21 protein-coding genes are annotated in these 23,373 nt (G+C 46.3%); 15 read left to right on the top strand and 6 right to left on the bottom strand.

From position 1 onward, the window contains the following. The first annotated feature begins 192 nt into the window (after nt 1-192). Nucleotides 193-2,187 carry a transketolase gene (gene tkt, locus LZU85_RS11170; protein ID WP_237287113.1) on the top strand — a complete coding sequence of 665 codons (1,995 nt, stop codon included), beginning with the start codon at nt 193-195 and terminating at the stop codon, nt 2,185-2,187. A gap of 51 nt (nt 2,188-2,238) precedes the next feature. Here tkt and LZU85_RS11175 read toward each other — a convergent pair whose 3' ends face one another. Then, a complete protein-coding gene (locus tag LZU85_RS11175; protein WP_176298099.1) occupies nt 2,239-2,475 on the bottom strand; it encodes a hypothetical protein in 237 nt (78 codons plus the stop codon). Between the two features lie 197 nt (nt 2,476-2,672). Here LZU85_RS11175 and epd point away from each other — a divergent pair, with 197 nt between their 5' ends. The 4 genes from epd (at nt 2,673) to mscS (ending at nt 7,405) form a co-directional block, all read left to right on the top strand. Next, entirely contained in the window at nt 2,673-3,713 is a 1,041-nt protein-coding gene (epd, locus tag LZU85_RS11180; protein ID WP_176298098.1) for an erythrose-4-phosphate dehydrogenase, read from the top strand. Nucleotides 3,714-3,863: 150 nt separating this feature from the next. Beyond that, the gene (locus LZU85_RS11185) at nt 3,864-5,024 is read left to right on the top strand and encodes a phosphoglycerate kinase (protein ID WP_011079476.1); all 1,161 of its coding nucleotides are present in this window, start codon (nt 3,864-3,866) and stop codon (nt 5,022-5,024) included. Nucleotides 5,025-5,173: 149 nt separating this feature from the next. Continuing rightward, entirely contained in the window at nt 5,174-6,250 is a 1,077-nt protein-coding gene (gene fbaA / locus LZU85_RS11190) for a class II fructose-bisphosphate aldolase (RefSeq protein ID WP_011079477.1), read from the top strand. Nucleotides 6,251-6,541: 291 nt separating this feature from the next. After that, entirely contained in the window at nt 6,542-7,405 is an 864-nt protein-coding gene (gene mscS, locus LZU85_RS11195; RefSeq protein ID WP_176298097.1) for a small-conductance mechanosensitive channel MscS, read from the top strand. 124 nt (nt 7,406-7,529) lie between these two features. Here mscS and grcA read toward each other — a convergent pair whose 3' ends face one another. Continuing rightward, nucleotides 7,530-7,907, bottom strand: a complete 378-nt coding sequence (grcA, locus tag LZU85_RS11200) for an autonomous glycyl radical cofactor GrcA (RefSeq protein WP_176298096.1) — start codon at nt 7,905-7,907, stop codon at nt 7,530-7,532. A gap of 324 nt (nt 7,908-8,231) precedes the next feature. Between grcA and nfo the strand changes: the two genes are divergently transcribed. The 3 genes from nfo (at nt 8,232) to LZU85_RS11215 (ending at nt 10,758) form a co-directional block, all read left to right on the top strand. Beyond that, entirely contained in the window at nt 8,232-9,113 is an 882-nt protein-coding gene (nfo, locus tag LZU85_RS11205; RefSeq protein ID WP_237287114.1) for a deoxyribonuclease IV, read from the top strand. Between the two features lie 301 nt (nt 9,114-9,414). Beyond that, nucleotides 9,415-10,095 (top strand): uracil-DNA glycosylase, encoded by a 681-nt coding sequence (ung, locus tag LZU85_RS11210; protein WP_045618395.1) that lies wholly within the window; start codon nt 9,415-9,417, stop codon nt 10,093-10,095. 111 nt (nt 10,096-10,206) lie between these two features. After that, nucleotides 10,207-10,758 (top strand): hemerythrin domain-containing protein, encoded by a 552-nt coding sequence (locus tag LZU85_RS11215; protein WP_176298094.1) that lies wholly within the window; start codon nt 10,207-10,209, stop codon nt 10,756-10,758. A gap of 76 nt (nt 10,759-10,834) precedes the next feature. On the opposite strand, the gene LZU85_RS11220 is transcribed toward LZU85_RS11215, so the two are convergent. Beyond that, nucleotides 10,835-11,020 (bottom strand): DUF3545 family protein, encoded by a 186-nt coding sequence (locus LZU85_RS11220; RefSeq protein ID WP_013572406.1) that lies wholly within the window; start codon nt 11,018-11,020, stop codon nt 10,835-10,837. Nucleotides 11,021-11,729: 709 nt separating this feature from the next. On the opposite strand from LZU85_RS11220, the gene LZU85_RS11225 reads away from it, so the two are divergent. Then, nucleotides 11,730-13,160, top strand: coding sequence for an alanine/glycine:cation symporter family protein (locus LZU85_RS11225; RefSeq protein WP_224638736.1), 1,431 nt, complete (start codon nt 11,730-11,732; stop codon nt 13,158-13,160). A gap of 104 nt (nt 13,161-13,264) precedes the next feature. Continuing rightward, on the top strand, nt 13,265-14,041 hold the full coding sequence (gene yaaA / locus LZU85_RS11230; RefSeq protein WP_043877069.1) for a peroxide stress protein YaaA: 777 nt from the start codon (nt 13,265-13,267) through the stop codon (nt 14,039-14,041). Nucleotides 14,042-14,113: 72 nt separating this feature from the next. On the opposite strand, the gene srmB is transcribed toward yaaA, so the two are convergent. Together srmB and LZU85_RS11240 are read right to left on the bottom strand one after the other, a co-directional pair. Next, nucleotides 14,114-15,340 carry an ATP-dependent RNA helicase SrmB gene (gene srmB, locus LZU85_RS11235; RefSeq protein ID WP_176298092.1) on the bottom strand — a complete coding sequence of 409 codons (1,227 nt, stop codon included), beginning with the start codon at nt 15,338-15,340 and terminating at the stop codon, nt 14,114-14,116. Between the two features lie 108 nt (nt 15,341-15,448). Beyond that, the gene (locus LZU85_RS11240) at nt 15,449-16,168 is read right to left on the bottom strand and encodes a tRNA1(Val) (adenine(37)-N6)-methyltransferase (protein WP_224638735.1); all 720 of its coding nucleotides are present in this window, start codon (nt 16,166-16,168) and stop codon (nt 15,449-15,451) included. Between the two features lie 308 nt (nt 16,169-16,476). Here LZU85_RS11240 and brnQ point away from each other — a divergent pair, with 308 nt between their 5' ends. Next, nucleotides 16,477-17,790 (top strand): branched-chain amino acid transport system II carrier protein, encoded by a 1,314-nt coding sequence (gene brnQ / locus LZU85_RS11245; protein WP_176298090.1) that lies wholly within the window; start codon nt 16,477-16,479, stop codon nt 17,788-17,790. Between the two features lie 111 nt (nt 17,791-17,901). Here brnQ and fldB read toward each other — a convergent pair whose 3' ends face one another. Then, entirely contained in the window at nt 17,902-18,420 is a 519-nt protein-coding gene (gene fldB / locus LZU85_RS11250) for a flavodoxin FldB (RefSeq protein WP_011078619.1), read from the bottom strand. A 159-nt stretch (nt 18,421-18,579) separates the two neighbouring features. Here fldB and xerD point away from each other — a divergent pair, with 159 nt between their 5' ends. From xerD to prfB, 4 genes are all read left to right on the top strand, one after another. Continuing rightward, nucleotides 18,580-19,497: a site-specific tyrosine recombinase XerD gene (xerD, locus tag LZU85_RS11255; protein WP_176298089.1), complete on the top strand. Its 918-nt coding sequence runs from the start codon at nt 18,580-18,582 to the stop codon at nt 19,495-19,497. A gap of 26 nt (nt 19,498-19,523) precedes the next feature. Beyond that, nucleotides 19,524-20,309 carry a bifunctional protein-disulfide isomerase/oxidoreductase DsbC gene (gene dsbC / locus LZU85_RS11260; RefSeq protein WP_193784589.1) on the top strand — a complete coding sequence of 262 codons (786 nt, stop codon included), beginning with the start codon at nt 19,524-19,526 and terminating at the stop codon, nt 20,307-20,309. Between the two features lie 51 nt (nt 20,310-20,360). Then, the gene (recJ, locus tag LZU85_RS11265) at nt 20,361-22,100 is read left to right on the top strand and encodes a single-stranded-DNA-specific exonuclease RecJ (protein WP_237287115.1); all 1,740 of its coding nucleotides are present in this window, start codon (nt 20,361-20,363) and stop codon (nt 22,098-22,100) included. Between the two features lie 143 nt (nt 22,101-22,243). Beyond that, nucleotides 22,244-23,342, top strand: a protein-coding gene (gene prfB / locus LZU85_RS11270; protein ID WP_176298086.1) for a peptide chain release factor 2 whose coding sequence is annotated in 2 segments (ribosomal slippage) — nt 22,244-22,318 and nt 22,320-23,342 — 1,098 coding nt in all. Because the reading frame shifts where the segments join, the coding sequence is not laid out codon by codon here. Nucleotides 23,343-23,373 lie beyond the last annotated feature (31 nt).

Here is a 23,373-nt window from a genome sequence, read left to right on the forward strand (position 1 = left end):
ATTATTAGCTAAAACCAAACGTTTGCTTAATCGAGTGAGAAAATGTTTTTTTCTCAGTGAAATGGCATTAAGTCGCTTACATTTCGACAAATTGTTCAGGTAAATCGTTTGCAGTCGAGAGATTGCTTTGCGAAAATAATCGCCACTCGATTTTCTATGTTATCAATTCGCTTAATGCACTCAGGAGCAGACATGCCTTCTCGTAAACATCTCGCTAATGCAATCCGCGCACTCAGCATGGACGGCGTACAAAAAGCAAACTCAGGCCACCCAGGCGCACCTATGGGTATGGCGGACATCGCTGAAGTTCTTTGGCGCGGCCACCTAAACCACAACCCATCAAACCCTGAATGGGCTGACCGCGACCGTTTCGTACTGTCTAACGGCCACGGCTCTATGCTGATTTACTCGCTACTGCACCTTAGCGGTTACGAGCTATCTATCGACGACCTAAAGAACTTCCGTCAATTGCACTCTAAGACTCCAGGTCACCCAGAGTACGGCTACGCACCGGGCATCGAAACAACAACTGGCCCGCTAGGCCAAGGCATCACCAACGCGGTTGGTATGGCAATGGCTGAGAAAGCGCTCGCAGCGCAATTCAACAAAGAAGGCCACGACATCGTTGACCACTTCACTTACGTGTTCATGGGTGATGGCTGTCTGATGGAAGGTATCTCGCACGAGGCTTGCTCTCTTGCTGGTACGCTAGGTCTAGGCAAACTGATCGCATTCTGGGATGACAACGGCATCTCTATCGATGGTCACGTTGAAGGTTGGTTCTCTGACGATACACCTAAGCGTTTCGAAGCGTACGGTTGGCACGTAATCCCTGCAGTAGATGGCCACAATGCTGAAGCGATCAACGCAGCAATTGAAGCCGCTAAAGCAGATCCTCGCCCAACTCTAATCTGTACTAAGACTATCATCGGTTTTGGTTCACCAAACAAATCGGGTTCACACGACTGTCACGGTGCACCACTAGGTGCGGAAGAAATCGCAGCGGCACGTGAATTCCTAGGTTGGGAGCACCCAGCATTTGAAATCCCTGCTGACGTTTACGCAGAGTGGGATGCAAAAGCAGCTGGCGCTGCAAAAGAAGCCGCTTGGAATGCGAAGTTTGATGCGTACGCAGCAGCGTACCCAGTCGAAGCTGCGGAATTCAAACGCCGCGTAAATGGCGAACTGCCAGCTCAGTGGGAAGAGAAAGCAAACCAAATCATTGCAGATCTTCAAGCAAACCCAGCGAACATCGCATCACGTAAAGCATCGCAAAACGCGCTAGAAGCGTTTGGTAAAATGCTGCCAGAATTCATGGGCGGCTCAGCTGACCTAGCGCCTTCTAACCTCACCATGTGGTCGGGTTCTAAATCGCTAGAAGCAAACGACTTCTCTGGTAACTACATCCACTACGGTGTACGTGAATTTGGTATGACTGCGATCATGAACGGTATCGCACTGCACGGTGGTTTCGTACCTTACGGCGCAACATTCCTAATGTTCATGGAATACGCTCGTAACGCAATGCGCATGGCGGCGCTGATGAAAGTACAAAACATCCAAGTGTACACGCACGATTCTATCGGTCTTGGCGAAGATGGCCCAACTCACCAACCCGTTGAGCAAATCGCATCGCTACGTCTAACGCCAAACATGAGCACATGGCGTCCATGTGACCAAGTGGAATCTGCAGTGGCATGGAAACTGGCGATTGAACGTAAAGATGGTCCATCAGCACTGATTTTCTCTCGTCAAAACCTAGCACAGCAACCACGCAGCGCTGATCAAGTGGCAGACATCGCCAAAGGTGGTTACATCCTGAAAGACAGCGATGGCAAACCTGAGCTCATCCTAATCGCAACAGGTTCTGAAGTTGAGCTAGCAGTGAAAGCGGCTGAGCAACTCACGGCTGAAGGTAAGAAAGTACGCGTGGTTTCAATGCCAGCTACTGATACTTTCGACAAGCAAGACGCGGCTTACCGTGAAGCAGTGCTGCCATCAGACGTAACGGCACGTATCGCTATCGAAGCGGGTATTGCTGACTTCTGGTACAAGTACGTTGGCTTCGACGGTCGTATCATCGGTATGACGACTTTCGGTGAATCTGCGCCTGCTGACCAATTGTTCGAAATGTTCGGTTTCACGGTAGAAAATGTGGTGAACACAGCGAAAGAACTGCTAGCGTAAGCTGAAGAGGATAAAAGAAAAACCGAGCGTCAAAGCTCGGTTTTTTTGTACCTATTCAAACTCGTTGCCCCAGTTATCTTTCTCTTTCTGACCACATACTTTGCATGTGACGTAGCGATCCATATCATAATAGTGACCGCCATTAATCAGTGTGTGAGCCCAGAGCTTTAGAGTTCCTAATACCGTTTTATCAGTATCATAACGGCTTGGCTTTCTGACGAGAATTTCAGAGTGAGCCGTTTCTTTATTGCACGCTTTACAAAAGTGAGTCGCGGGGTAACCAGACATACGCATTTCCTTTGGTAATAAAACGATAAACTAAAATGCCAACGAAATGCCTTCAATCAATCTGAAATATATTCATAACCCAAATGATAATAAAAGGGAAGCCACAGATTAACTCGACTGAGATCACTTACTTAATGCGCTTAGCTCGCATATCGGGTAGTATCTGTGACACGAATTTTTTGGTGAGGCGAGGATAGATGCTAAAAGTTGCGATCAATGGATTTGGACGTATCGGTCGTAATGTTCTGCGCGCCGTGTATGAAAGCGGTAAGCATCAACAAATTAAAGTGGTCGCGGTTAATGAGCTTGCTCAGCCAGAAGCCATGGCTCACTTGCTGCAATATGACACCAGTCACGGTCGATTTGGCAAGAGAATCTCCCACGATCAAGAACATCTCTACGTACATCATGACGCTTGCCCTCAAAGTAAGGGAGAATTCGATGCTATCCGTATTCTGCACCTTTCCGAAATCAATCTGCTGCCTTGGCGTGACCTTGAGGTCGATCTGGTTCTCGATTGTACGGGCGTATTTGGCTGTCAGGCCGATGGGCAAGAACACATAAAAGCCGGAGCGAAGAAGGTACTGTTTTCGCATCCAGGTGCCAGCGACCTCGACAACACCATCATCTATGGTGTTAACCATGAAACTTTGAAAGCCGATCACAACGTTGTTTCCAACGGTTCGTGTACCACTAACTGTATTGTGCCGATCATAAAAGTGTTGGACGAGGCATTTGGTATTGAATCTGGCACCATTACCACCATTCACTCTTCGATGAATGATCAACAAGTGATTGATGCCTATCATAGCGATTTACGTCGTACCCGAGCTGCAAGCCAATCCATCATTCCAGTTGATACCAAGTTGCATAAGGGAATTGAAAGAATCTTCCCGAAATTTTCCAACAAATTTGAAGCCATTTCAGTGAGAGTGCCGACAGTAAACGTCACTGCAATGGATTTAAGTGTCACGATTAATACAAATGTGAAAGTTAATGACGTAAATCAAACCATTGTTAACGCATCTCAGTGTACATTACGTGACATTGTTGACTATACTGAAGCGCCGCTCGTTTCCATCGACTTTAATCATGATCCCCATAGCGCGATTGTCGATGGTAGCCAAACTCGAGTCAGTAACGGGCATTTGGTGAAAATGCTGGTTTGGTGCGATAACGAATGGGGCTTTGCGAACCGTATGCTGGATACTGCGCTCGCAATGCAAGCTGCCAAATAGTCGTATCGGTAGCCTCGGAGATAATTTATTTTTAGCCTTGAAATAAATTTGTAGTGACTCCATATCAATAACCAGTTTGAAGAATTAACAGGCTTGGCAGGGTTGCCGAGTTTTCAAAAACTTTATTTTTAATATTTGAGAGGACACATCATGTCTGTAATCAAGATGACTGACCTGGATCTAGCAGGTAAACGTGTATTTATCCGTGCTGACCTAAACGTGCCAGTAAAAGACGGTAAAGTAACTTCTGATGCACGTATCATCGCATCTCTTCCTACTATCAAGCTATGTCTAGAAGCTGGCGCGAAAGTAATGGTCACTTCTCACCTAGGTCGTCCTACTGAAGGTGAATACGCAGAAGAGTTCTCTCTACAACCAGTTGTTAACTATCTAAACGACGCGCTAGATTGCGAAGTGAAACTGGCTAAAGATTACCTAGATGGTCTTGAGCTAAACGCTGGTGAACTTGTTGTTCTTGAAAACGTTCGCTTTAACAAAGGCGAGAAGAAAAACGACGAAGAACTTTCTAAGAAATACGCGGCACTATGTGACGTATTCGTAATGGATGCATTCGGTACAGCTCACCGCGCACAAGCGTCAACTCACGGTGTGGGTATGTTTGCTGAAGTAGCGTGTGCTGGTCCTCTACTTGCTGCTGAACTAGAAGCACTAGGCAAAGCAATGAGCAACCCAGAGCGCCCGCTAGTTGCTATCGTTGGTGGTTCAAAAGTGTCTACTAAACTAACGGTTCTTGAGTCACTATCTAAAATCGCTGACCAACTTGTTGTTGGTGGTGGTATCGCGAACACATTCATCGCAGCTGAAGGTCACAATGTAGGTAAGTCTCTATACGAAGCGGATCTTGTCGAAACTGCACAAAAACTGATGAAAGAGTGTGCAATTCCTGTCGCGACTGACGTAGCGTGTGCGAAAGCATTCGACGAAAACGCAGAAGCGGAAATCAAACATGTTTCTGAAGTACAAGACGACGACATGATCTTCGACCTTGGTCCAGACTCAACGGCAGCACTAGCTGAAATCATCGCAAACGCGAAAACTATCCTGTGGAATGGCCCTGTTGGTGTATTCGAGTTCAAAAACTTCGAAGCGGGTACAAAAGGTATTTCTGAAGCGATCGCTCAGTCTCCAGCATTCTCTGTAGCAGGTGGTGGCGATACTCTAGCGGCTATCGACAAGTTCGGTATCAAAGCGGACGTATCTTACATCTCTACTGGCGGTGGTGCGTTCCTTGAGTTTGTAGAAGGTAAAGTACTTCCTGCGGTTGAAATGCTAGAAGCACGCGCTAAGTAATTAAACGAAGGCGGGGGTAACTCTCCCGCTTTCTTGTTTGCGGCACATCTCATTTTTGCTAGAATAGCGCGAGTTGTGAGCAAACGTTTGCAAGAATTTAAACTTAACGAGTTTTATTTTTAAAACGACAGATAAATAGGATTACATCCATGTCTAAGATCTTCGATTTCGTAAAACCAGGTGTTATCTCTGGTGATGACGTTCAGAAAGTATTTGAAGTAGCAAAAGAAAACAATTTCGCTCTTCCAGCTGTAAACGTAGTAAACACTGACTCAATCAACGGTGTTCTTGAAGCAGCTTCTAAAGTGAAAGCGCCAGTTGTTGTTCAATTCTCTAACGGCGGTGCTGCTTTCTTCGCTGGTAAAGGCGTGAAACTTGAAGGTCAAGGCGCTCAAATCCTTGGTGCTATCGCTGGTGCGAAATACGTACACGCAGTTGCTGAAGCTTACGGTGTGCCAGTAATCCTACACACAGACCACGCTGCTAAGAAACTTCTACCATGGATCGATGGTCTACTAGACGCAGGTGAAGAGTTCTTCGCTCAAACTGGTAAACCTCTATTCTCTTCTCACATGATCGACCTTTCTGAAGAGTCTCTAGAAGAGAACATCGAAATCTGTGCTAAGTACCTAGCGCGTATGGAAAAAATGGGTATGACTCTAGAGTTTGAACTAGGTTGTACTGGTGGTGAAGAAGACGGCGTAGACAACTCTCACATGGATCAGTCTGAGCTATACACTTCTCCAGAAGACGTTGCTTACGCTTACGAGAAACTGATCCCAATCAGCCACCGTTTCACTATCGCAGCATCTTTCGGTAACGTGCACGGTGTTTACCAAGCAGGTAACGTTGTTCTAACTCCAACTATCCTACGTGATTCTCAAGCTTACTGTTCTGAGAAGTTTGGTATCGCTCCAAACGCACTAAACTTCGTATTCCACGGTGGTTCTGGTTCTTCTGAAGCAGAAATCAAAGAGTCTATCAGCTACGGTGTTATCAAAATGAACATCGATACTGATACTCAGTGGGCAACTTGGGATGGTATTCGTCAGTACGAAGCGAAGAACCACGATTACCTACAAGGTCAAATCGGTAACCCAACTGGTGAATCTGCGCCAAACAAGAAATACTACGATCCACGTGTATGGCTACGTGCTGGCCAAGAGTCAATGGTTGCTCGTCTAGAGAAAGCATTCGCTGACCTTAACGCAGTTGACGTACTGTAATTCTGAACAGAATGATTTGCAGACAAACCCGCTCTCTGAGCGGGTTTTTTTATACTGCTCGCTAATGGATAGAAAAACTCTGGCACAGTTTGAAATAATTGCTTACTCTTGATCTGCGATATTAAAAGGAGTGTAAATCTCTGTTTTGACAGCTTTTGCAAAAACCTGACTTTGCAAAATGTCAAAAATAAGATATCGTGCCAAAATTCTGACGCATATTCAGATGACTAACAAGAACGGCGTATATGTCGCCAGTACCATTTTTAAAGTCATAACTTGAGGAATAACATTATGGCAGGTGAAACAGTGGGGATTGATACCTCATTAGTGGATGGTCTAAATCAGGCTGAAACTTGGCTAACTAACAACTCCGATCTACTGATTCAGTACGGTGTAAACATTATTTCTGCGATCGTCATTCTGTTCATTGGTAACATCATTGTGAAAGCCGTTGCGAACAGTGTGGCGAAAGTTCTCAATAAGAAAGAAATGGACAAAGCGGTAGTGGAGTTTATCCACGGTTTAGTTCGTTACTTGCTGTTTGTTATCGTATTGATTGCGGCTTTAGGTCGTGTTGGCGTTGAAACTGCTTCTGTTGTTGCAGTGATCGGTGCGGCGGGTCTTGCTGTTGGCCTTGCTTTACAAGGTTCTCTATCAAACTTTGCTGCTGGTGTTTTGATCGTTGCATTCCGTCCGTTTAAATCGGGTGACTACGTGGAAATTAGCGGTGTCGCAGGTTCTGTTGAAGCGATTCAGATCTTCCAAACGGTATTGAAAACGCCTGACAATAAGATGGTGGTAGTGCCTAACTCTGGCGTTATCGGTGGTGCGATCACTAACTATTCTCGCCATGCGACACGTCGTGTCGATCTAACTATCGGCGTTTCATACAAATCAGATCTGAAAAAAACCAAGCAAGTGATCCGTGAGACGCTAGAAAAAGATGCACGTGTTTTGAAAGATCCAGACATGACGATCGGTGTTGTTGCACTTGCAGATTCATCGGTGAACTTTGTGGTTCGCCCATGGTGTAAAACAGAAGATTACTGGGCAGTGTATTTTGATTCGATGCAGGCTATTAAAGAAGCATTAGATGCAAATGGTATCGAGATCCCATTCCCACAAATGGATGTCCATCTAAACAAAGTCGACTAACGATTGTTATCGAAAGCCACTCAAAGCCACGATTTATATCGTGGCTTTTGTGTATGTCTCGAATAAACAGTTAACATAAAAAAAGGCACTAAACAGTGCCTTTTATGCTTGAACTCTCTATAGACTATAGAGATTCAGTAAACGTACGAGCAATGACGTCACGCTGTTGTTCTGGTGTTAGTGAGTTGAAACGCACAGCATAACCCGATACACGGATGGTTAGCTGTGGGTATTTCTCTGGGTGCGCAACTGCATCTTCTAGCGTTTCACGTTTTAGAACGTTCACGTTTAGGTGTTGACCACCTTCAATGCGTGGTGCTGTTTCGATAGCCACTTCACGGCTTTCAAACTCACCTAGCTCGTTAATTGCAACGATTTGATCGGCTTCGTAGCCAGAAACTGCCGCTACACAGCGAGCTTCATTTTTCTCGCTATCTAGAAGCCAGATTGAGTTTAGTAGGTCATCGTTTGCTGCTTTAGTAATTTGGATACCTTGGATCATCACTATCTCCTAGTCCACTTACGTGGTGATTATTGGTGTTAATTTTCGAATTTTGTCGAGCTGAGTATTATATAGCTAATATCCATTATAATAGTATTGATTTAGGTCAAAAAACAACTAAAAACATTAATTTTATGATGGTTATTTTATTGAGTTAAATCAATAAACCCTTTAAAAACTATCAATTACGATTTATTTGATAACATCAAAAATAGTTAAGCGTTAATTTTGTTGTAAATTTACTACAAAATTAGTTGGAAATTTGACTGAACTAAGCTAAATGGTTGTAATTAGCCCCTTATCTTGAAAGTGTTAAGTGATTAAATGACAAACAGCAAAAACCGTTTTGGTAACAAATTTATTGGCGCGCATGTTTCAGCATCGGGCGGGGTTGACAATGCACCTCTGCGGGCGCGTGAGATTGGAGCAAACGCGTTTGCTTTGTTCACGAAGAATCAACGCCAATGGGTTGCCAAGCCATTAGAAGAGAAAACCATCTCGGCGTTCAAAGCCAATTGCGCGTTGTTGGGTTTTTCTCCACAGCAAATTCTTCCCCATGATTCTTATCTTATTAATTTAGGTGCGCCAGAAGCGGAGAAGCTGGAAAAGTCTCGTCTCGCGTTTATTGATGAAATGGAGCGATGTCAGCAGCTAGGGTTGAACTTACTCAATTTCCACCCAGGCAGCCATTTGGAGAAGATCTCAGAAAAAGCGTGTTTGTCTTTAATCGCAGAATCGATCAACTTAGCGCATCAAGCGGTACCTGATGTGGTGGCGGTGATAGAGAACACGGCCGGACAAGGTTCCAACTTAGGTTGGCGATTTGAGCACCTTGCAGAAATCATTGAGCAGGTTGAAGATAAGAGTCGAGTTGGGGTTTGTTTGGATACTTGCCACACCTTTGCCGCAGGCTATGATCTGCGAACTCCTGAGGCGTGTGAGGCGACCTTCGCTGAGTTTGAACGTGTGGTCGGAATGCACTATTTACGTGCAATGCATATTAATGATTCAAAAGTAAAATTAGCCAGTAAGGTGGATAGGCACCATGCCCTAGGGAAAGGTGAAATTGGCTGGGACTGTTTTGAATACATTGCGAAAGACAGCCGTTTTGATTCTATCCCATTGATTTTAGAAACTATTGAACCTGAACTTTGGCCGCAAGAAATTGAGCAGTTGAGAAAATATCATCTCTCTTCAATCGCTTAGCGCTTTTTGTCATCAAATTGGCATCTTTCTTTCATAGCAAACAAGAACAATAGTGTTTATCGAGTTTGTCACAGGAGGATGCCACTATGTTTACAACCATGATGTTCCATTCCACTTACGTTGTGCGTTCTGTTGCAAGACGGCCAATACCGAACCGTCATATTACCGGGCAGGGGCATGCAAGAACGCCACAAAAAAGCCCACAAAGTCACGAAAAAAACCAATAGCTTGTGATGAATTTGGTTAGGGGAGTGACCTGACATAGAATAACCGCCTGATGGTTTTCAATAGGATTCTCCCCATGACACAGCAACTCACTTGGCACGATGTAATTGGTGCGGAAAAAGAGCAAAGCTATTTTCAACAGACACTCAACTTTGTTGAAGCAGAGCGACAAGCTGGCAAAGTGATTTACCCTCCAGCAAAGGATGTCTTCAATGCCTTTCGTTATACCGAGTTTCAAGATGTCAACGTGGTGATCTTAGGACAGGATCCTTACCATGGCCCCAACCAAGCTCATGGTTTGTGTTTTTCAGTGTTACCGGGCATCAAGACACCTCCTTCTTTGGTCAATATGTACAAAGAGTTGGCGCAGGATATCCAGGGCTTTCAGATCCCGGCGCATGGTTACCTTGAAGCTTGGGCTAAACAAGGCGTATTGCTGCTCAATACGGTACTTACGGTGGAGCAGGGCAAAGCGCATTCACACGCTTCATTAGGATGGGAAACATTCACTGACAAAGTGATTGAGGCGATCAATCAGCATCAACAAGGTGTTGTATTCCTATTGTGGGGATCGCACGCACAGAAAAAAGGCCGCTTTATTGATCGCCATAAGCATGTGGTTCTCACCGCGCCACACCCATCCCCTCTTTCTGCTCACCGCGGCTTTTTGGGTTGTAAGCATTTTTCACAAGCGAATCAACATTTACTTGATCAAGGAAAGCAAGCGATAGACTGGCAACTGCCTTTGTCGCTCTAAGCACATTTGAATGTAATCTCGTAGAAAACGATGGTTTTTTGAGCAGCATCTAAGCCGGATGGCGTTCTATCTTATACACTTACAACAAATGAGGTGTTAAGGAGAAACGCTATGATGATTGAACGGATAAGACGCGAACACGGTTACATTGTGCGCATGCTCGCTATATTGCGCCATAAAGTGGAGTTACTCAAAAATGAGCAACCTATTAACTACAGTTTGGTCGCCGAGATTGTCGCCTATTTATCTGATCATGCGGAAAAGGTGCACCATCCGAAAGAAGACATCCTTTATCGTCATTATTTAGAGCACTACGGCGCGCAGAGAACCATTGAAAACCTAGAGCTTGAACACAAAGAATTAGCAAAGAAAACTGCGGCCTTTGCTGATGTGGTGCATATGATTTTGAACGATGCTGTGGTGCCACAAGCAATGTTCATTGAGCAGTTAGAGACGTTTATCTCATCACAACGGCAACATTTGGATATTGAAGAGCGCTTGATTTTGCCATTGATCGCCGAGTCTTTTACCACACAAGATTGGCAACAAGTGGAATCGCAATGGCTGGTTAATGAAGACGATCCAGTCTTTGGTGAAACCATTGCCGATCATTACCGACAACTGGCAGAGCGTGTGCAGAAAAGTGAAAAAGAGATGATCTAGCCCAAAATAAACAAAGGCACCTGTGAGAGGTGCCTTTTCATTGAGTAAGAGTGTTATTTGTTGTTGGTTAATGTGGTTAGAGCTTAATATCTTCCAGTGAGTAGTCGTGACACATGTCCATATCACGCAGCTCTTTGAGTAAGTTACGACGGTCAAGCATCGCCTCAATTTCACGCCATTTCCTTTTTACTGGTTTAGAGCGCGTTTTCGTTGTGCTTGTTGTTTCAAAATCCAGTAAGTCATCTAGTTCAAAGCCATCCATAAGCCACCTCACATAAATCACCAGCGCTTGTGCAGTCACTAAGTACCACAGTTTCTTCGAGCATAACCATGATAGATTTCGCATTTGTGTCGGTATGATGAAGATTTCGATTAAAACTGAACACAGCATCACATTTTTCTTGTAACGAGCGCTCAAAAAGTGAGCGTTCGATCTCACGAAAACGATTAAATGAAAAGAATTTTAATGTTAACAGTGTGTGTGTTTATACAGTACGAAGTCAAAGAGAGGCGGGTAAGGATCCGAAAAGGCGTTTGTGAATTTCTCATCCACAACAGGTAAGTGAGCGAGGGGGCGTGGGGAAAGAGTAAAAGCCTTGTCACTCTTGGCTTAACAGAGAATTGACGCGAAATGAAAAACAAAATATTTCGATACATTTTGTTGTAATGGAATTGTTTGGTTTATGTAACTGTTTTTGATTCTTGATTCTGCCTTGTATGTTAATAAATGGTATAAAAATAGTGAAAAATAAAAAAATGAGTATACAGTTTCATATTGATTTTTACGTGGCTAGGCTGCATTATCCGCCCGTCAAAAAACGCTAGTACGTAAAACGGATGCATGAAGCGACATTTACGATTCTGGATTGCAGATAGAAAATAATAATTCACCAAGCTAATTTGACACTTGGTTAAGCAATCTGGTGGATGGCTCGGAAGCACAGACTAGCGCAACTCAATTTGAGGTAACGATGACAGACTTAATCAATCTTATGAATGACCTGCTTTGGGGCTCCATTCTTGTTTACTTGCTGGTCGGGGTGGGAATTTATTTCACGGTTCGACTCGGCTTCATTCAGTTCCGCCATTTTGGCCACATGTTTTCTGTGCTGAAAAACAGCCGTAAAGCGGACAGTGCTGGTATTTCCTCTTTTCAAGCGCTTTGTACCAGTTTGGCTGCTCGTGTTGGCACGGGTAATATGGCGGGTGTTGCCGTTGCACTGACCGTCGGCGGTCCTGGTGCGATTTTCTGGATGTGGCTCATTGCCATGCTGGGTATGGCGACATCGTTTGCTGAAAGTACTCTAGCTCAGCTCTACAAAACCAAAGATGACGATGGCAACTATCGTGGTGGCCCCGCGTACTATATGGAAAAAGGCCTTGGAATGCGCTGGATGGGGGTATTGTTCTCTATCTTCCTGATCATCGCTTTTGGTTTGGTGTTTAACGCGGTGCAAGCCAACTCGATTGCCAATGCGATGCAAAACGCCTTTGGCTGGGAAGCTTCTTCTGTTGGTATCGCTATTGTTGTGCTTTCTGGTGTGATCATCTTTGGCGGTATTAAGCGTATTGCACGTACCGCTGAGCTTATCGTTCCAGTGATGGCATTGGCTTACCTTGCTTTAGCGCTGTTTGTGATGTTCTCTAACTTGGAGAAATTGCCAGACGTACTTATGCTGATCTTCAAGAGTGCTTTTGGCTTGCAAGAAGCGGCTGCGGGTGGTTTGGGTTATGCGATTGCACAAGCGATGATTAATGGTATCAAACGTGGCTTGTTCTCCAACGAAGCGGGTATGGGTTCCGCGCCAAATGCAGCGGCATCAGCAACGCCATATCCTCCGCACCCTGCTTCTCAGGGGTACGTGCAAATGCTGGGCGTTTTTATGGACACCATTGTGATCTGTTCAGCGACCGTTGCGATTATTTTAATGTCTGGCGAGTACGTGCCACATGGTGAGATCACGGGCATTGAATTGACTCAGTTGGCGTTAAGCTCGCAAGTGGGAAGTTGGGGAGGCATTTTTGTGGCAGTCGCGATTTTCTTCTTTGCGTTCACCTCCATCATTGCTAACTACTCTTACGCAGAAACCAACTTGGTCTTCTTGGAGCACAACCACAAAGCCGGTTTAAATGTCTTCCGTCTTGTGGTGCTAGGTCTTGTGGGCTTTGGTGCAGTTGCCCCATTGCCAGTGGTATGGGCGTTGGCTGATGTTTCCATGGGCATGATGGCGATTGTGAACTTAGTTGCGATCCTGCTGCTATCTGGCATCGTGATCAAACTGGCAAAAGATTACAACCGTCAGTTGAAAGCGGGTAAATTACCAACCTTCAATCCGGATGATTTCCCTGAGCTGAAATCTCAACTGGAAGACGGCATTTGGGACAACAACAAGAAAGACTAAGGTAGAAATCGAGAATTTCTATCACTGTGATTCGAAAAGCCGTGCAGACAATGCGCGGCTTTTTTTGTACCCTAGTCAAAAAGAAAATAAGGGAAAGAATCGTCATGCTTATCGTTGTTTCACCAGCTAAAACGCTCGACTACGAATCACCACTCGTGACCCACAAGTTCACTCAGCCAGAGCTCGTGGATTACTCAAAACAGTTGATTGAAGTTTGCCGCCAGTTGACGCCTGCGGATGTGGCTTCGTTGATGAAAGTGAGTGATAAAATCGCCGATCTCAATGTGGGTCGCTTCCAAGAGTGGAGCGAAGAATTCACTCCAGATAACGCGCGCCAAGCGATTCTGGCTTTTAAAGGTGATGTGTACACAGGGCTTGAAGCGGAAACGCTCAACGATGACGATTTTGATTACGCGCAAAAACATTTGCGTATGCTATCTGGGCTGTATGGGCTATTAAAGCCACTGGATCTGATGCAACCCTATCGCTTGGAGATGGGCACAAAATTAGCCAACCCCAAAGGCAGTAATCTTTATCAGTTTTGGGGCAATGTGATCACTGAGAAACTTAATGAGGCGATTGCGGCTCAAGGTGATAACGTGTTGATCAATCTTGCGTCCAATGAGTATTTTAAAGCGGTGAAACCGAAAGCCTTGGACGCGCAAGTGATCACGCCGATTTTTAAAGATGCGAAGAACGGTCAATACAAGGTCATTAGCTTTTTTGCTAAAAAGGCGCGAGGCATGATGGCGCGCTACATCATTGAAAATCGTATTTCGAGTGTGGCGGATTTGACTCAATTTGACAGTGCGGGTTACTACTTTGTCGAAGAAGAGTCGACTCCGACAGAATTGGTGTTTAAGCGCGAAGAGCAACACTGAGATTTGGCTGTAGCTAAGGTCTGAAAACAGAAAGGGTTGGCACAGTGCCAACCCTTTTACGTTATCGAACCATTACTTTTTCTTTTTGGTGCTTTTCTTTTTCACTGACGTTTTTTTATCGTCTTTTTTCTTTTTCTTCTTAAACACCGGCTTCTTGTGTTGAGGGCGAAGCTCTTTGACAAAGCGCTCTTTAATATCCTCTTTCACGTAGCGAGCTACGCGATCCATCATTGGTTGGTCGTGGGCTTCTACAATAGAGATTGCGTTGCCTTTCTTACCTGCGCGAGCGGTACGACCGATGCGGTGAAGGTAAACATCGGCACTGCGTGGCATGTCGAAGTTTACAACGTGTGACACGTCAGGCAAGTCGATACCACGAGCTGCGACATCCGTTGCAAGCAGTACATTCACACTGCCATCGCGGAAGCGAGCAATCGCGTTGTTACGACGATCTTGCGGCATTTCACCTTGAATCCAAGCGCAATTGACTTGTTCGCTTTCGAGGTGAGCACGTAGATCCGCCAGACGTTCACGTGTTTTGAGGAAAACAATCGTACGTTCCGCTTGGTTGTTGATGATGTCTTTCAGTAGCGCGAGTTTGTGCTCCATGCTATCTGCACGGTAATACCACTGGGTGATTTTTTTACGCTCGCGGCGCGAAGGCTCTGCATCAATGTCCGCAGGATCGTTCAGCAGATCCGCGGTAAAGCCTTCCACCCCTTTGCCTTCCAGTGTTGCAGAGAAGAGCATGGTCTGTTTGCGCCAACGACACTCATTGGATAGGCGATCAACCGTTGGAGCAAAGCCCATGTCAAGCATGCGGTCTGCTTCGTCGAGGATCAGCCATTCGATCGCTCTGCAGTCAAAGCGTTCTGCTTGGATGTACTCCATCAAGCGGCCCGGTGTCGCTACCACGATATCTTGTGTGGTCGCAAGGATATCCGCATGTTCTTGGTATTGAACACCACCCGTGATGGTGAAAATGTTCAAACTGGTGTTTTTGGCAAGCGCACGAGCTTGATCGGCCACCTGCATGGCGAGTTCACGGGTTGGCGTGAGGATCAGAATTCGTGCTGGTCCAGGTTTACGGCGTGGAAAATCTTGCAAGTATTGCAGCGCAGGCAAAACAAATGCAGCGGTTTTGCCGGTTCCTGTCGGAGCGGAAGCAAGAATATCACGGCCTTCTAGGGCTTGTGGAATTGCTTCTGCCTGAATTTGAGTTGGGCGCTCGTAACCCATCTCTTCGATGGCAGCCAGCAAGTTTGGGTCAAGATCAAGATCGGCAAAGGTTCTGATCACAGTGTGTTCTCCACAAGCAATGCCCAATGATACAAAGTTCGATGGGCAGCAATAGTCTAAAAGGGCGAATATTATAGAGTGTTCGGTGATTTTGATCACACGTTATTTCTACATCTTGAGATAAAAATCTTGGCACAGGGCGATGAACGCATCGCTGTAGGTCGATCCGTTGTTGATCGTGAGATGCTCTTCACTCGTTGTTGCCGTGGATAAACCGAGTTCAAACAGTAAACGATGAACGGGCTTATTCGGGCTAGGCTTGACACGACATAGCCGGTGCAGGTGCCAACCTTGCTGTTGAGCGAGTTGCAGAAATTGTTCTCCCTCGGTCAGTGGCAATACAAAGTTGGCTTTGCCATTCGAGGTGAGTAATTCTCTGCAGCGCAATAACAGCGCATCGTGAGCCAGAGTATCGGTATGTCTGGCGGTAGCGCGCTGTGTCGCTTGGGCTTGTTCGCCGCTATTAAAATAAGGCGGGTTACAAATAATACCATCAAAACGATGTGTAAAATTGAGCTTAAGTACGTCACCGTGTTGCAAGTGAAGCCTTGAGTGCCAAGGGCTGTGGCTGAAGTTTTCTTGTGCGGCTTCCATGGCATGCGCGTCAATATCGACGGCTGTGATCGAAAGATGTGCGTATCGTTGAGCGCACATCAAGCTAAGCAATCCTGTCCCTGTACCAATATCGAGTAGATTTTGGCAGTAGTGGAAGTCGGCCCAAGCACCGAGCAAGACGCCATCAGTACTGACGGGCATACCAGAGTTGCTGCTGGCGATTGAAAACTGTTTAAATTTGAACCCTTTAGTTTTTAATGTGCCACTCTTCATGTTTATCTCTTCATTTTTCCTATTTTTAGATAGAAAAACCATTGTTAAGGATTTGTTTGAATTATTTCTCTATCTGTTATCACTTTGATGCGTTGTTGTGTAGCTTATCCGTCTAAATACAAATTAGATCTTGGTCACATTCACTGTGATACTGTCATTTATATAAATTAATATAGTGTTTTTTGGCTTAAAGGTTGCCAATTGGTGGTCGTTTCGTCATTATGCGCCCCTAAAATTAGCACAATCGTCGGTCGAAAGAGCGGCGAATGCATACACAACATCAATCAAAATTATTCTAAGGGTTATCTGTGAAGCAGACTTTAAAACTAACCGATATTATCGCAGTCGGCTTTATGCTGTTTGCGTTTTTCTTAGGAGCGGGCAACATTATTTTCCCTCCTCTAGCTGGTCAATTAGCTGGTGAACATCTGTTACCAGCGATGTCAGGTTTTCTTTTGACGGCAGTAGGTCTTCCTTTGATCACCATTATTGCTATTGCCGTTGCTGGTGGAACTTGGGATCACTTAACCAAAGATCTTCCTAAACAAGCAGCAACATTGATGGCGGTGTTGATCTTTATCATCATCGGCCCTGCTTTTGCTGCGCCACGTACTGGCCTAGTGGCCTATGAAATGGCGGTGAAGCCTTTTTTCGCTGATGCGCTTCAGTCACATTTGACGATTTTCTCGATTCTTTTCTTTGCGGTGGCGATGTTCTTCTCGTGGTCGCAAGGTAAGTTGATTGACGTCATCGGTAAAGTATTAACGCCAGTGCTGTTTGTTGGCCTGATTATTTTGGCGCTTGCGGTATTTATTGATCCCCAGGGTGAAATGCTTGCTGCAAAAGGTGAGTACCTAACACAGCCACTCACCAAAGGCTTCCTTGAAGGTTACAACACCATGGATACGTTTGGCTCACTGATGTTCGGCATGTTGATCGTTGATGCGCTGCGCAGCCGTGGTATTACGGAGCGTTCTGCAACGACTAAATACCTGATTTACGCAGGTTTCATTGCTGCAGCCGGTCTGGCATTTGTTTACATCTCATTGTTCTACCTTGGCGCAACGAGCGCGGCGGTGGCCTCTAGTGCAGACAACGGTGGCGTGGTTCTCAGCCTATACGTTCAAGCGCTGTTTGGTCCTTATGGTCAAATCGTGTTGTCTGTAATTGTACTGCTTGCGTGTTTAACCACTGCAATTGGTCTGATCTCAGCGTGTTCGGATTACTTCAGTTCACTGACTCCGCTTTCATACAAAGCGTGGGTTGTGATCAATGGCGTTGCTTGTGCTGTGGTGGCGAATGTTGGTCTTGCGCAGCTTATCTCTCTGTCTGTGCCGGTCCTGTTTGCACTATACCCAGTGGCCATTGCGTTGGTGGCACTGACTTTCGTGCGTAAGAAATTACCAAACCCACAAGTGGCGTACCGCGTGGTTATCCTTGTTTCACTGTTGTTTGCCTTGATTGATGCAGCAAAAGTGGCGGGCGTGGATGTGTCTGCATTCAAAGTACTGCCGCTATTTGAAGTGGGCATGGCGTGGTTGCTGCCAACCATGACGGCGATTGTGTGTATGTTCTTTGTCAGCCGCTCTGTTCGTCAAGAACTGGCTGAAGAAGCCGCTTAATCGCTGCATTTTAAGAAAGCGTAAGACAATAAAAAGCCCGTCCAATGTGACGGGCTTTTTGCTGACTTCTGATTCACAAACCGGCGAGGTTCGGAAAATTCGCCTTAAGCGTTACAGCTTGTCGTGAAATTCCGTTAGAACTTGCTCAATCCAAGTTTCAATGCGCTCGTCGCTCAATTCGTATTGGGAATCTTCATCGAGCGCCAAGCCAACAAAGTGGCTGCCATCTTCAGTGAGGGCTTTAGAGGCTTCAAATTGGTAGCCTTGATTTGGCCAATAGCCAATAAACTCCGCACCTACCGCTTTAAGCTCATCGTGCAGCAATCCCATCGCGTCGAGATACCATTCACCATAACCTTCTTGGTCACCGAGACCGAACAGTGCGATGGTTTTACCTTGCACAGGCGAGGAGGCGAGATCGTGCCAAATGGCGGCCCAATCTTCTTGAATTTCGCCAAAATCCCAAGTGGAAATGCCTAGAAGCAGCAGGTCATAGTCTGCCATTTGTGCGAGGTCGCACTCTTTGACATTATGGATCTCAACCAAGTCATCCCCCAAAATGGCGCGCATTTTTTCTGCCGCCATTTCGGTGTAACAGGTGGTTGAGCCGTAAAAAAGTCCGATTTTCATCTGCGTTATCAGTACTGTTTTGCCATGCGATGGCGAATTCTACCTCGATTCTGCGGAGGATTGCAGCGAATATCGCGTCCGAATGGATTTTTTATAGCATTAAATCTGTGGCTGTCTTACTCTCAGCACTGTTGATTTACAATGATTTAAGGTGTGTCCATGCAACAAACGGCATCGGTTAATATGCAAGATTTTGGCTACGTAGAGCAATTTCTCGATGCGATGTGGATGGAGCGAGGCCTCGCAGAGAATACGTTGGCCTCTTACCGCAACGATCTGATGAAGTTATTGCAGTGGATGGAGGCGAATCATTATCGGCTCAATTTCATCAGCCTGTCTGGGCTTCAGCAATACCAAAGCTATTTGGTGGATCAAGACTACAAGCAGACTTCAAGAGCGCGGATGTTGTCAGCGATTCGTCGTCTGTTTCAATATCTCCATCGAGAAAAAGTGCGCGCCGATGATCCTAGTGCCCTATTGGTCAGCCCTAAATTGCCGCAACGTTTGCCAAAAGACATCAGTGAAGAGCAGGTCGATGCGTTATTGGATGCGCCCGATCCGAATGATCCGGTGGAACTGCGTGACAAAGCCATGCTTGAGCTACTGTATGCCACGGGGTTGCGTGTTACCGAGCTGGTGAGTTTAACCATGGAAAACATCAGCTTGCGTCAAGGTGTGGTGCGGGTGACGGGTAAAGGTGGCAAAGAGCGCTTAGTGCCCATGGGGGAAAATGCCATCGACTGGATCGAAACCTTTATCAAACAAGGTCGTCCGGCGTTATTGGGTGAAACCTCTTCGGATGTGGTGTTTCCAAGTAAGCGTGCCAGACAAATGACCAGACAAACCTTTTGGCATCGCATCAAATTCTATGCGGTGATTGCAGGTATCGATACTGATCATTTGTCACCACACGTTTTGAGGCACGCTTTCGCCACCCATTTATTGAACTATGGGGCCGATCTCAGGGTCGTACAGATGCTGCTTGGTCATAGTGACTTATCGACCACGCAAATTTATACTCACGTGGCAACAGAACGACTAAAACAGATTCATAGCCAACATCATCCGCGTGCTTAAAGCGGAATAACGACAAGGTGATTTTAATGAGCGTATTACGCCGATTAACTCTTTTAACTCTTCCTCTCTTTGTGACGGCCTGCGGTGCTGAAGAAAGCCAAGCTGTCGAAACAGCTCAGCCAGCGGCACAAGTGGCGGCGAACACGCATTTTGATAGCGAGGCTCTCAAAGCTCGTTTTTCCAAGCTGGGCCTGAACATCATGGATATTCAACCTTCGGATGTGGCGGGTTTAGTCGAAATTCAAACCAGTGGCGGGGTGTTATTTGCGTCTAACGACGGTAGCCACTTTATCGCTGGAACCTTGTATGCCATTGACGAAAATGGTCAATACAAGGATGTGATTGCAGAACGCCAAGCGCCGCTCAACGCCAAGAAAATTGCCGAATTTGCTGACAGCGCGATCGAGTACAAAGCCAAAGATGAAAAATACGTGGTGACAGTGTTTACCGACATTACTTGTGGTTACTGCGTTCGTCTACACAGCCAGATGCAGGGCTACAATGACTTAGGTATCACCGTGCGTTACATGGCATACCCACGCCAAGGTGGCACGGGCCCTGTGGCAGAACAAATGGCGGGCATCTGGTGTGCCGCTAATCCACAAGAAGCGATGCATGATGCTAAAGTGAACCGCAAATTTGCCCCAGCGAAAAATGATTTACAGCAGTGCAAGCAGACTGTTGCTCAACATTACCAACTTGGTCAGCAACTCGGTATTACAGGCACACCTGCGATTTTCTTGCCAAATGGTGAACTGGTTGCTGGTTACTTGCCACCAGAAAAACTGCTAGAGCGCTTACAGCAACAATAAACCTTCAAGGAGCAGAGCCTGCGCGTTTGACCCGCGGGCTCTATTCAATTAATGATAGAAATACAACGACGACCAGAACCCGATCTTTCCCTCTTGCCCGACAGTGTGCCGGATATCCTCAAACGCATCTATCTCAACCGTGGTATTCAAGACGTAAGCCAATTGGAAACCGCCGTCAAAGGGCTGCATTCATACCAAAAATTGCACGGAATTGAACTTGCCGTTGAGCTGCTTTTTGAGGCTATACGTGAGCAGAAGCGAATTATTGTGGTCGGGGATTTTGATGCTGATGGCGCGACCAGCTCGGCACTCTCGGTCCTTGCACTGCGCATGCTTGGTAGCAACAATGTCGACTACTTAGTGCCCAACCGCTTTGAAGATGGCTATGGCTTGAGCCCTGAAGTGGTCGAGCAGGCTATCGCCTTGGGTGCTGAAGTGATCATGACCGTGGATAACGGCGTCTCCTCCATTGAGGGGGTGCGTTATGCCAAAGAGCATGGCTTAAAAGTGTTGGTGACCGATCACCATTTACCCGGGCAAGTGTTGCCTGAGGTAGACGCGATGGTCAATCCAAACTTACAGACCTGCGCTTTTCCTTCCAAAGCACTGGCTGGGGTTGGCGTGGCTTTTTATCTGATGATGGCCCTGTGTGTCCACATGCGTAAACGCGGTTGGTTTGCTGAACAAGGTATGACAGAGCCGAAGCTGATGGAGCTGGTGGACTTGGTGGCCTTAGGCACCGTTGCGGATGTTGTGCCGCTGGATGAGAACAACCGCATTTTGGTGCACCAAGGTCTACAGCGCATTCGCGCCGGGAAAGCGCGTCCGGGTATTCAAGCCTTGATTGAAGTGGCCAAGCGCGATGCTCGTCGTTTGGTGGCGGCAGATTTTGGTTTTGCACTGGGCCCGCGCATCAATGCCGCAGGGCGTCTGGATGACATGTCGTTTGGGGTTGAATTGCTGATGTGCAACAACATCCACGCGGCGCGTCGTATGGCGCATGAACTGGACGGGCTCAATCAAACTCGTAAAGAAATTGAAGAGGGCATGAAGCAAGAGGCAATGGCGTTTTGTGAACGTCTGCAGTTTGGCGAAAACAGCGAGTTGCCTTATGGTTTGGCTCTTTTCCAGCGTGATTGGCATCAGGGCGTGATTGGTATTCTAGCGTCGAGAATCAAAGAGAAATATCATCGTCCGGTGATCGCATTTGCCGATGGTGGCGATGGGTATATCAAAGGATCTTGTCGCTCTATTCCGAGCCTACACATGCGCGATGCGCTGGATTTGATTGACACACAAAATCCCGGCTTGATCCTCAAATTTGGTGGTCACGCGATGGCGGCTGGCTTGACCATCAAAGAGTGCGATTTTGAACGATTTAGTCAGCTGTTTGATCAACTGGTGAAACGCGAATTGGATGAAGCCGCACTGAAAGGCATTGTACTTTCTGATGGCGAACTCAAGCCTGAAGAGTTTTCTATGCATACTGCGGAGCTGCTGCGATCTGCGGGGCCTTGGGGGCAGGCATTTCCAGAGCCCATTTTTGATGGCGAATTTAAAGTGCTGCACCAGAAATTGGTCGGCGAAAAACATCTAAAATTGATGCTTGAGCCTTTATTCAAAGGTCATCCAACCAACATCATGATTGACGGGATCGCCTTCAACGTCGATTTACGTCGCTGGCCAGATGCCTCGGTGAAAACCGTTCGCCTTGCCTACAAACTGGACATCAATGAGTTTCGCAACAATCAATCGTTGCAATTGATGATTGAACACATCGAGGCTCGATAACCGCCATTAAAGGAGTGAGAACGAATCTCGCTCCTTTTTTCTCTTCAGGATTGGGCAAATTTCTTCCCAATTTTTCCTGTATCTCTGTCACATTTTTGAGTAGAATTCCTCGGTTAAATTCTACTCTAAAATGTTGAGCCAACATGTTTGAAATCAATCCCATTAAAAACCGTCTACAGGACGTGTCTGAGCGCACAAATGTCCTGAGGGGGTATCTTTGACTATGACGCTAAGAAAGAGCGTCTAGAAGAAGTTAACGCAGAACTTGAACAACCGGACGTTTGGAACGAGCCTGATCGAGCGCAAGCTCTCGGTCGTGAACGTGCGTCACTGGAAGCGGTTGTTGAAACCATTGATCAACTTGATCAAGGTGTGGATGACGTTGAAGGTTTGCTTGAGCTGGCCATTGAAGCTGAAGATCAAGAGACCTTTGATGAAATCGGTCCAGAGCTTGAAGCCTTAGAAGAGAAGCTCGCGGGCTTAGAGTTCCGTCGCATGTTCTCCGGCGCACACGATTCTTCAGATTGCTATATTGACCTGCAAGCAGGTTCTGGCGGTACAGAAGCACAAGACTGGACGAGCATGATGCTTCGCATGTATCTTCGTTGGGCTGAAGCGAAAGGCTTCAAAACCGAAGTGATCGAAGTCTCCGAAGGGGATGTTGCAGGCCTTAAGTCGGTCACTGTACGTATTGTCGGTGATTATGCTTATGGTTGGTTGCGTACCGAAACGGGTGTTCACCGTTTGGTGCGTAAGTCTCCGTTTGACTCAGGCGGTCGTCGTCACACTTCTTTTGCTTCTGCGTTTGTTTACCCAGAGATTGATGAAAACATCGACATCGACATTAACCCTGCCGATCTCCGTATTGACGTGTATCGTGCGTCTGGTGCGGGTGGTCAGCACGTAAACACCACCGAATCTGCGGTACGTATTACCCACGTACCAACCAATACCGTGGTTCAATGTCAGAACGACCGTTCTCAACACAAAAACAAAGATCAAGCGATGAAGCAGCTTCGCGCTAAGCTGTTTGAACTTGAACTGCAAAAGCAAAATGCGGAAAAACAAGCTAATGAAGACGCTAAGTCTGACATTGGCTGGGGTAGCCAGATCCGTTCTTACGTATTGGATGATTCTCGCATCAAAGATTTACGTACCGGCATTGAAAACCGTAATACCCAAGCGGTTCTTGATGGCGATCTGGACAAATTTATTGAAGCTAGCCTGAAATCAGGCCTTTAAGCTTTTCACCGACTAAGCAGGATACATCGAA

Origin of the sequence: Vibrio floridensis, from assembly GCF_021852965.1 — a bacterium.
In the GTDB taxonomy this organism is placed as follows: Bacteria; Pseudomonadota; Gammaproteobacteria; order Enterobacterales; family Vibrionaceae; genus Vibrio; species Vibrio floridensis.

Coding starts and splice junctions, on each gene's coding strand:
- tkt (WP_237287113.1), top strand. CDS start 193: ATGCCTTCTCGTAAACATCTCGCTAATGCAATCCGCGCACTCAGCATG.
- LZU85_RS11175 (WP_176298099.1), bottom strand. CDS start 2,475: ATGTCTGGTTACCCCGCGACTCACTTTTGTAAAGCGTGCAATAAAGAA.
- epd (WP_176298098.1), top strand. CDS start 2,673: ATGCTAAAAGTTGCGATCAATGGATTTGGACGTATCGGTCGTAATGTT.
- LZU85_RS11185 (WP_011079476.1), top strand. CDS start 3,864: ATGTCTGTAATCAAGATGACTGACCTGGATCTAGCAGGTAAACGTGTA.
- fbaA (WP_011079477.1), top strand. CDS start 5,174: ATGTCTAAGATCTTCGATTTCGTAAAACCAGGTGTTATCTCTGGTGAT.
- mscS (WP_176298097.1), top strand. CDS start 6,542: ATGGCAGGTGAAACAGTGGGGATTGATACCTCATTAGTGGATGGTCTA.
- grcA (WP_176298096.1), bottom strand. CDS start 7,907: ATGATCCAAGGTATCCAAATTACTAAAGCAGCAAACGATGACCTACTA.
- nfo (WP_237287114.1), top strand. CDS start 8,232: ATGACAAACAGCAAAAACCGTTTTGGTAACAAATTTATTGGCGCGCAT.
- ung (WP_045618395.1), top strand. CDS start 9,415: ATGACACAGCAACTCACTTGGCACGATGTAATTGGTGCGGAAAAAGAG.
- LZU85_RS11215 (WP_176298094.1), top strand. CDS start 10,207: ATGATGATTGAACGGATAAGACGCGAACACGGTTACATTGTGCGCATG.
- LZU85_RS11220 (WP_013572406.1), bottom strand. CDS start 11,020: ATGGATGGCTTTGAACTAGATGACTTACTGGATTTTGAAACAACAAGC.
- LZU85_RS11225 (WP_224638736.1), top strand. CDS start 11,730: ATGACAGACTTAATCAATCTTATGAATGACCTGCTTTGGGGCTCCATT.
- yaaA (WP_043877069.1), top strand. CDS start 13,265: ATGCTTATCGTTGTTTCACCAGCTAAAACGCTCGACTACGAATCACCA.
- LZU85_RS11240 (WP_224638735.1), bottom strand. CDS start 16,168: ATGAAGAGTGGCACATTAAAAACTAAAGGGTTCAAATTTAAACAGTTT.
- fldB (WP_011078619.1), bottom strand. CDS start 18,420: ATGAAAATCGGACTTTTTTACGGCTCAACCACCTGTTACACCGAAATG.
- xerD (WP_176298089.1), top strand. CDS start 18,580: ATGCAACAAACGGCATCGGTTAATATGCAAGATTTTGGCTACGTAGAG.
- dsbC (WP_193784589.1), top strand. CDS start 19,524: ATGAGCGTATTACGCCGATTAACTCTTTTAACTCTTCCTCTCTTTGTG.
- recJ (WP_237287115.1), top strand. CDS start 20,361: ATGATAGAAATACAACGACGACCAGAACCCGATCTTTCCCTCTTGCCC.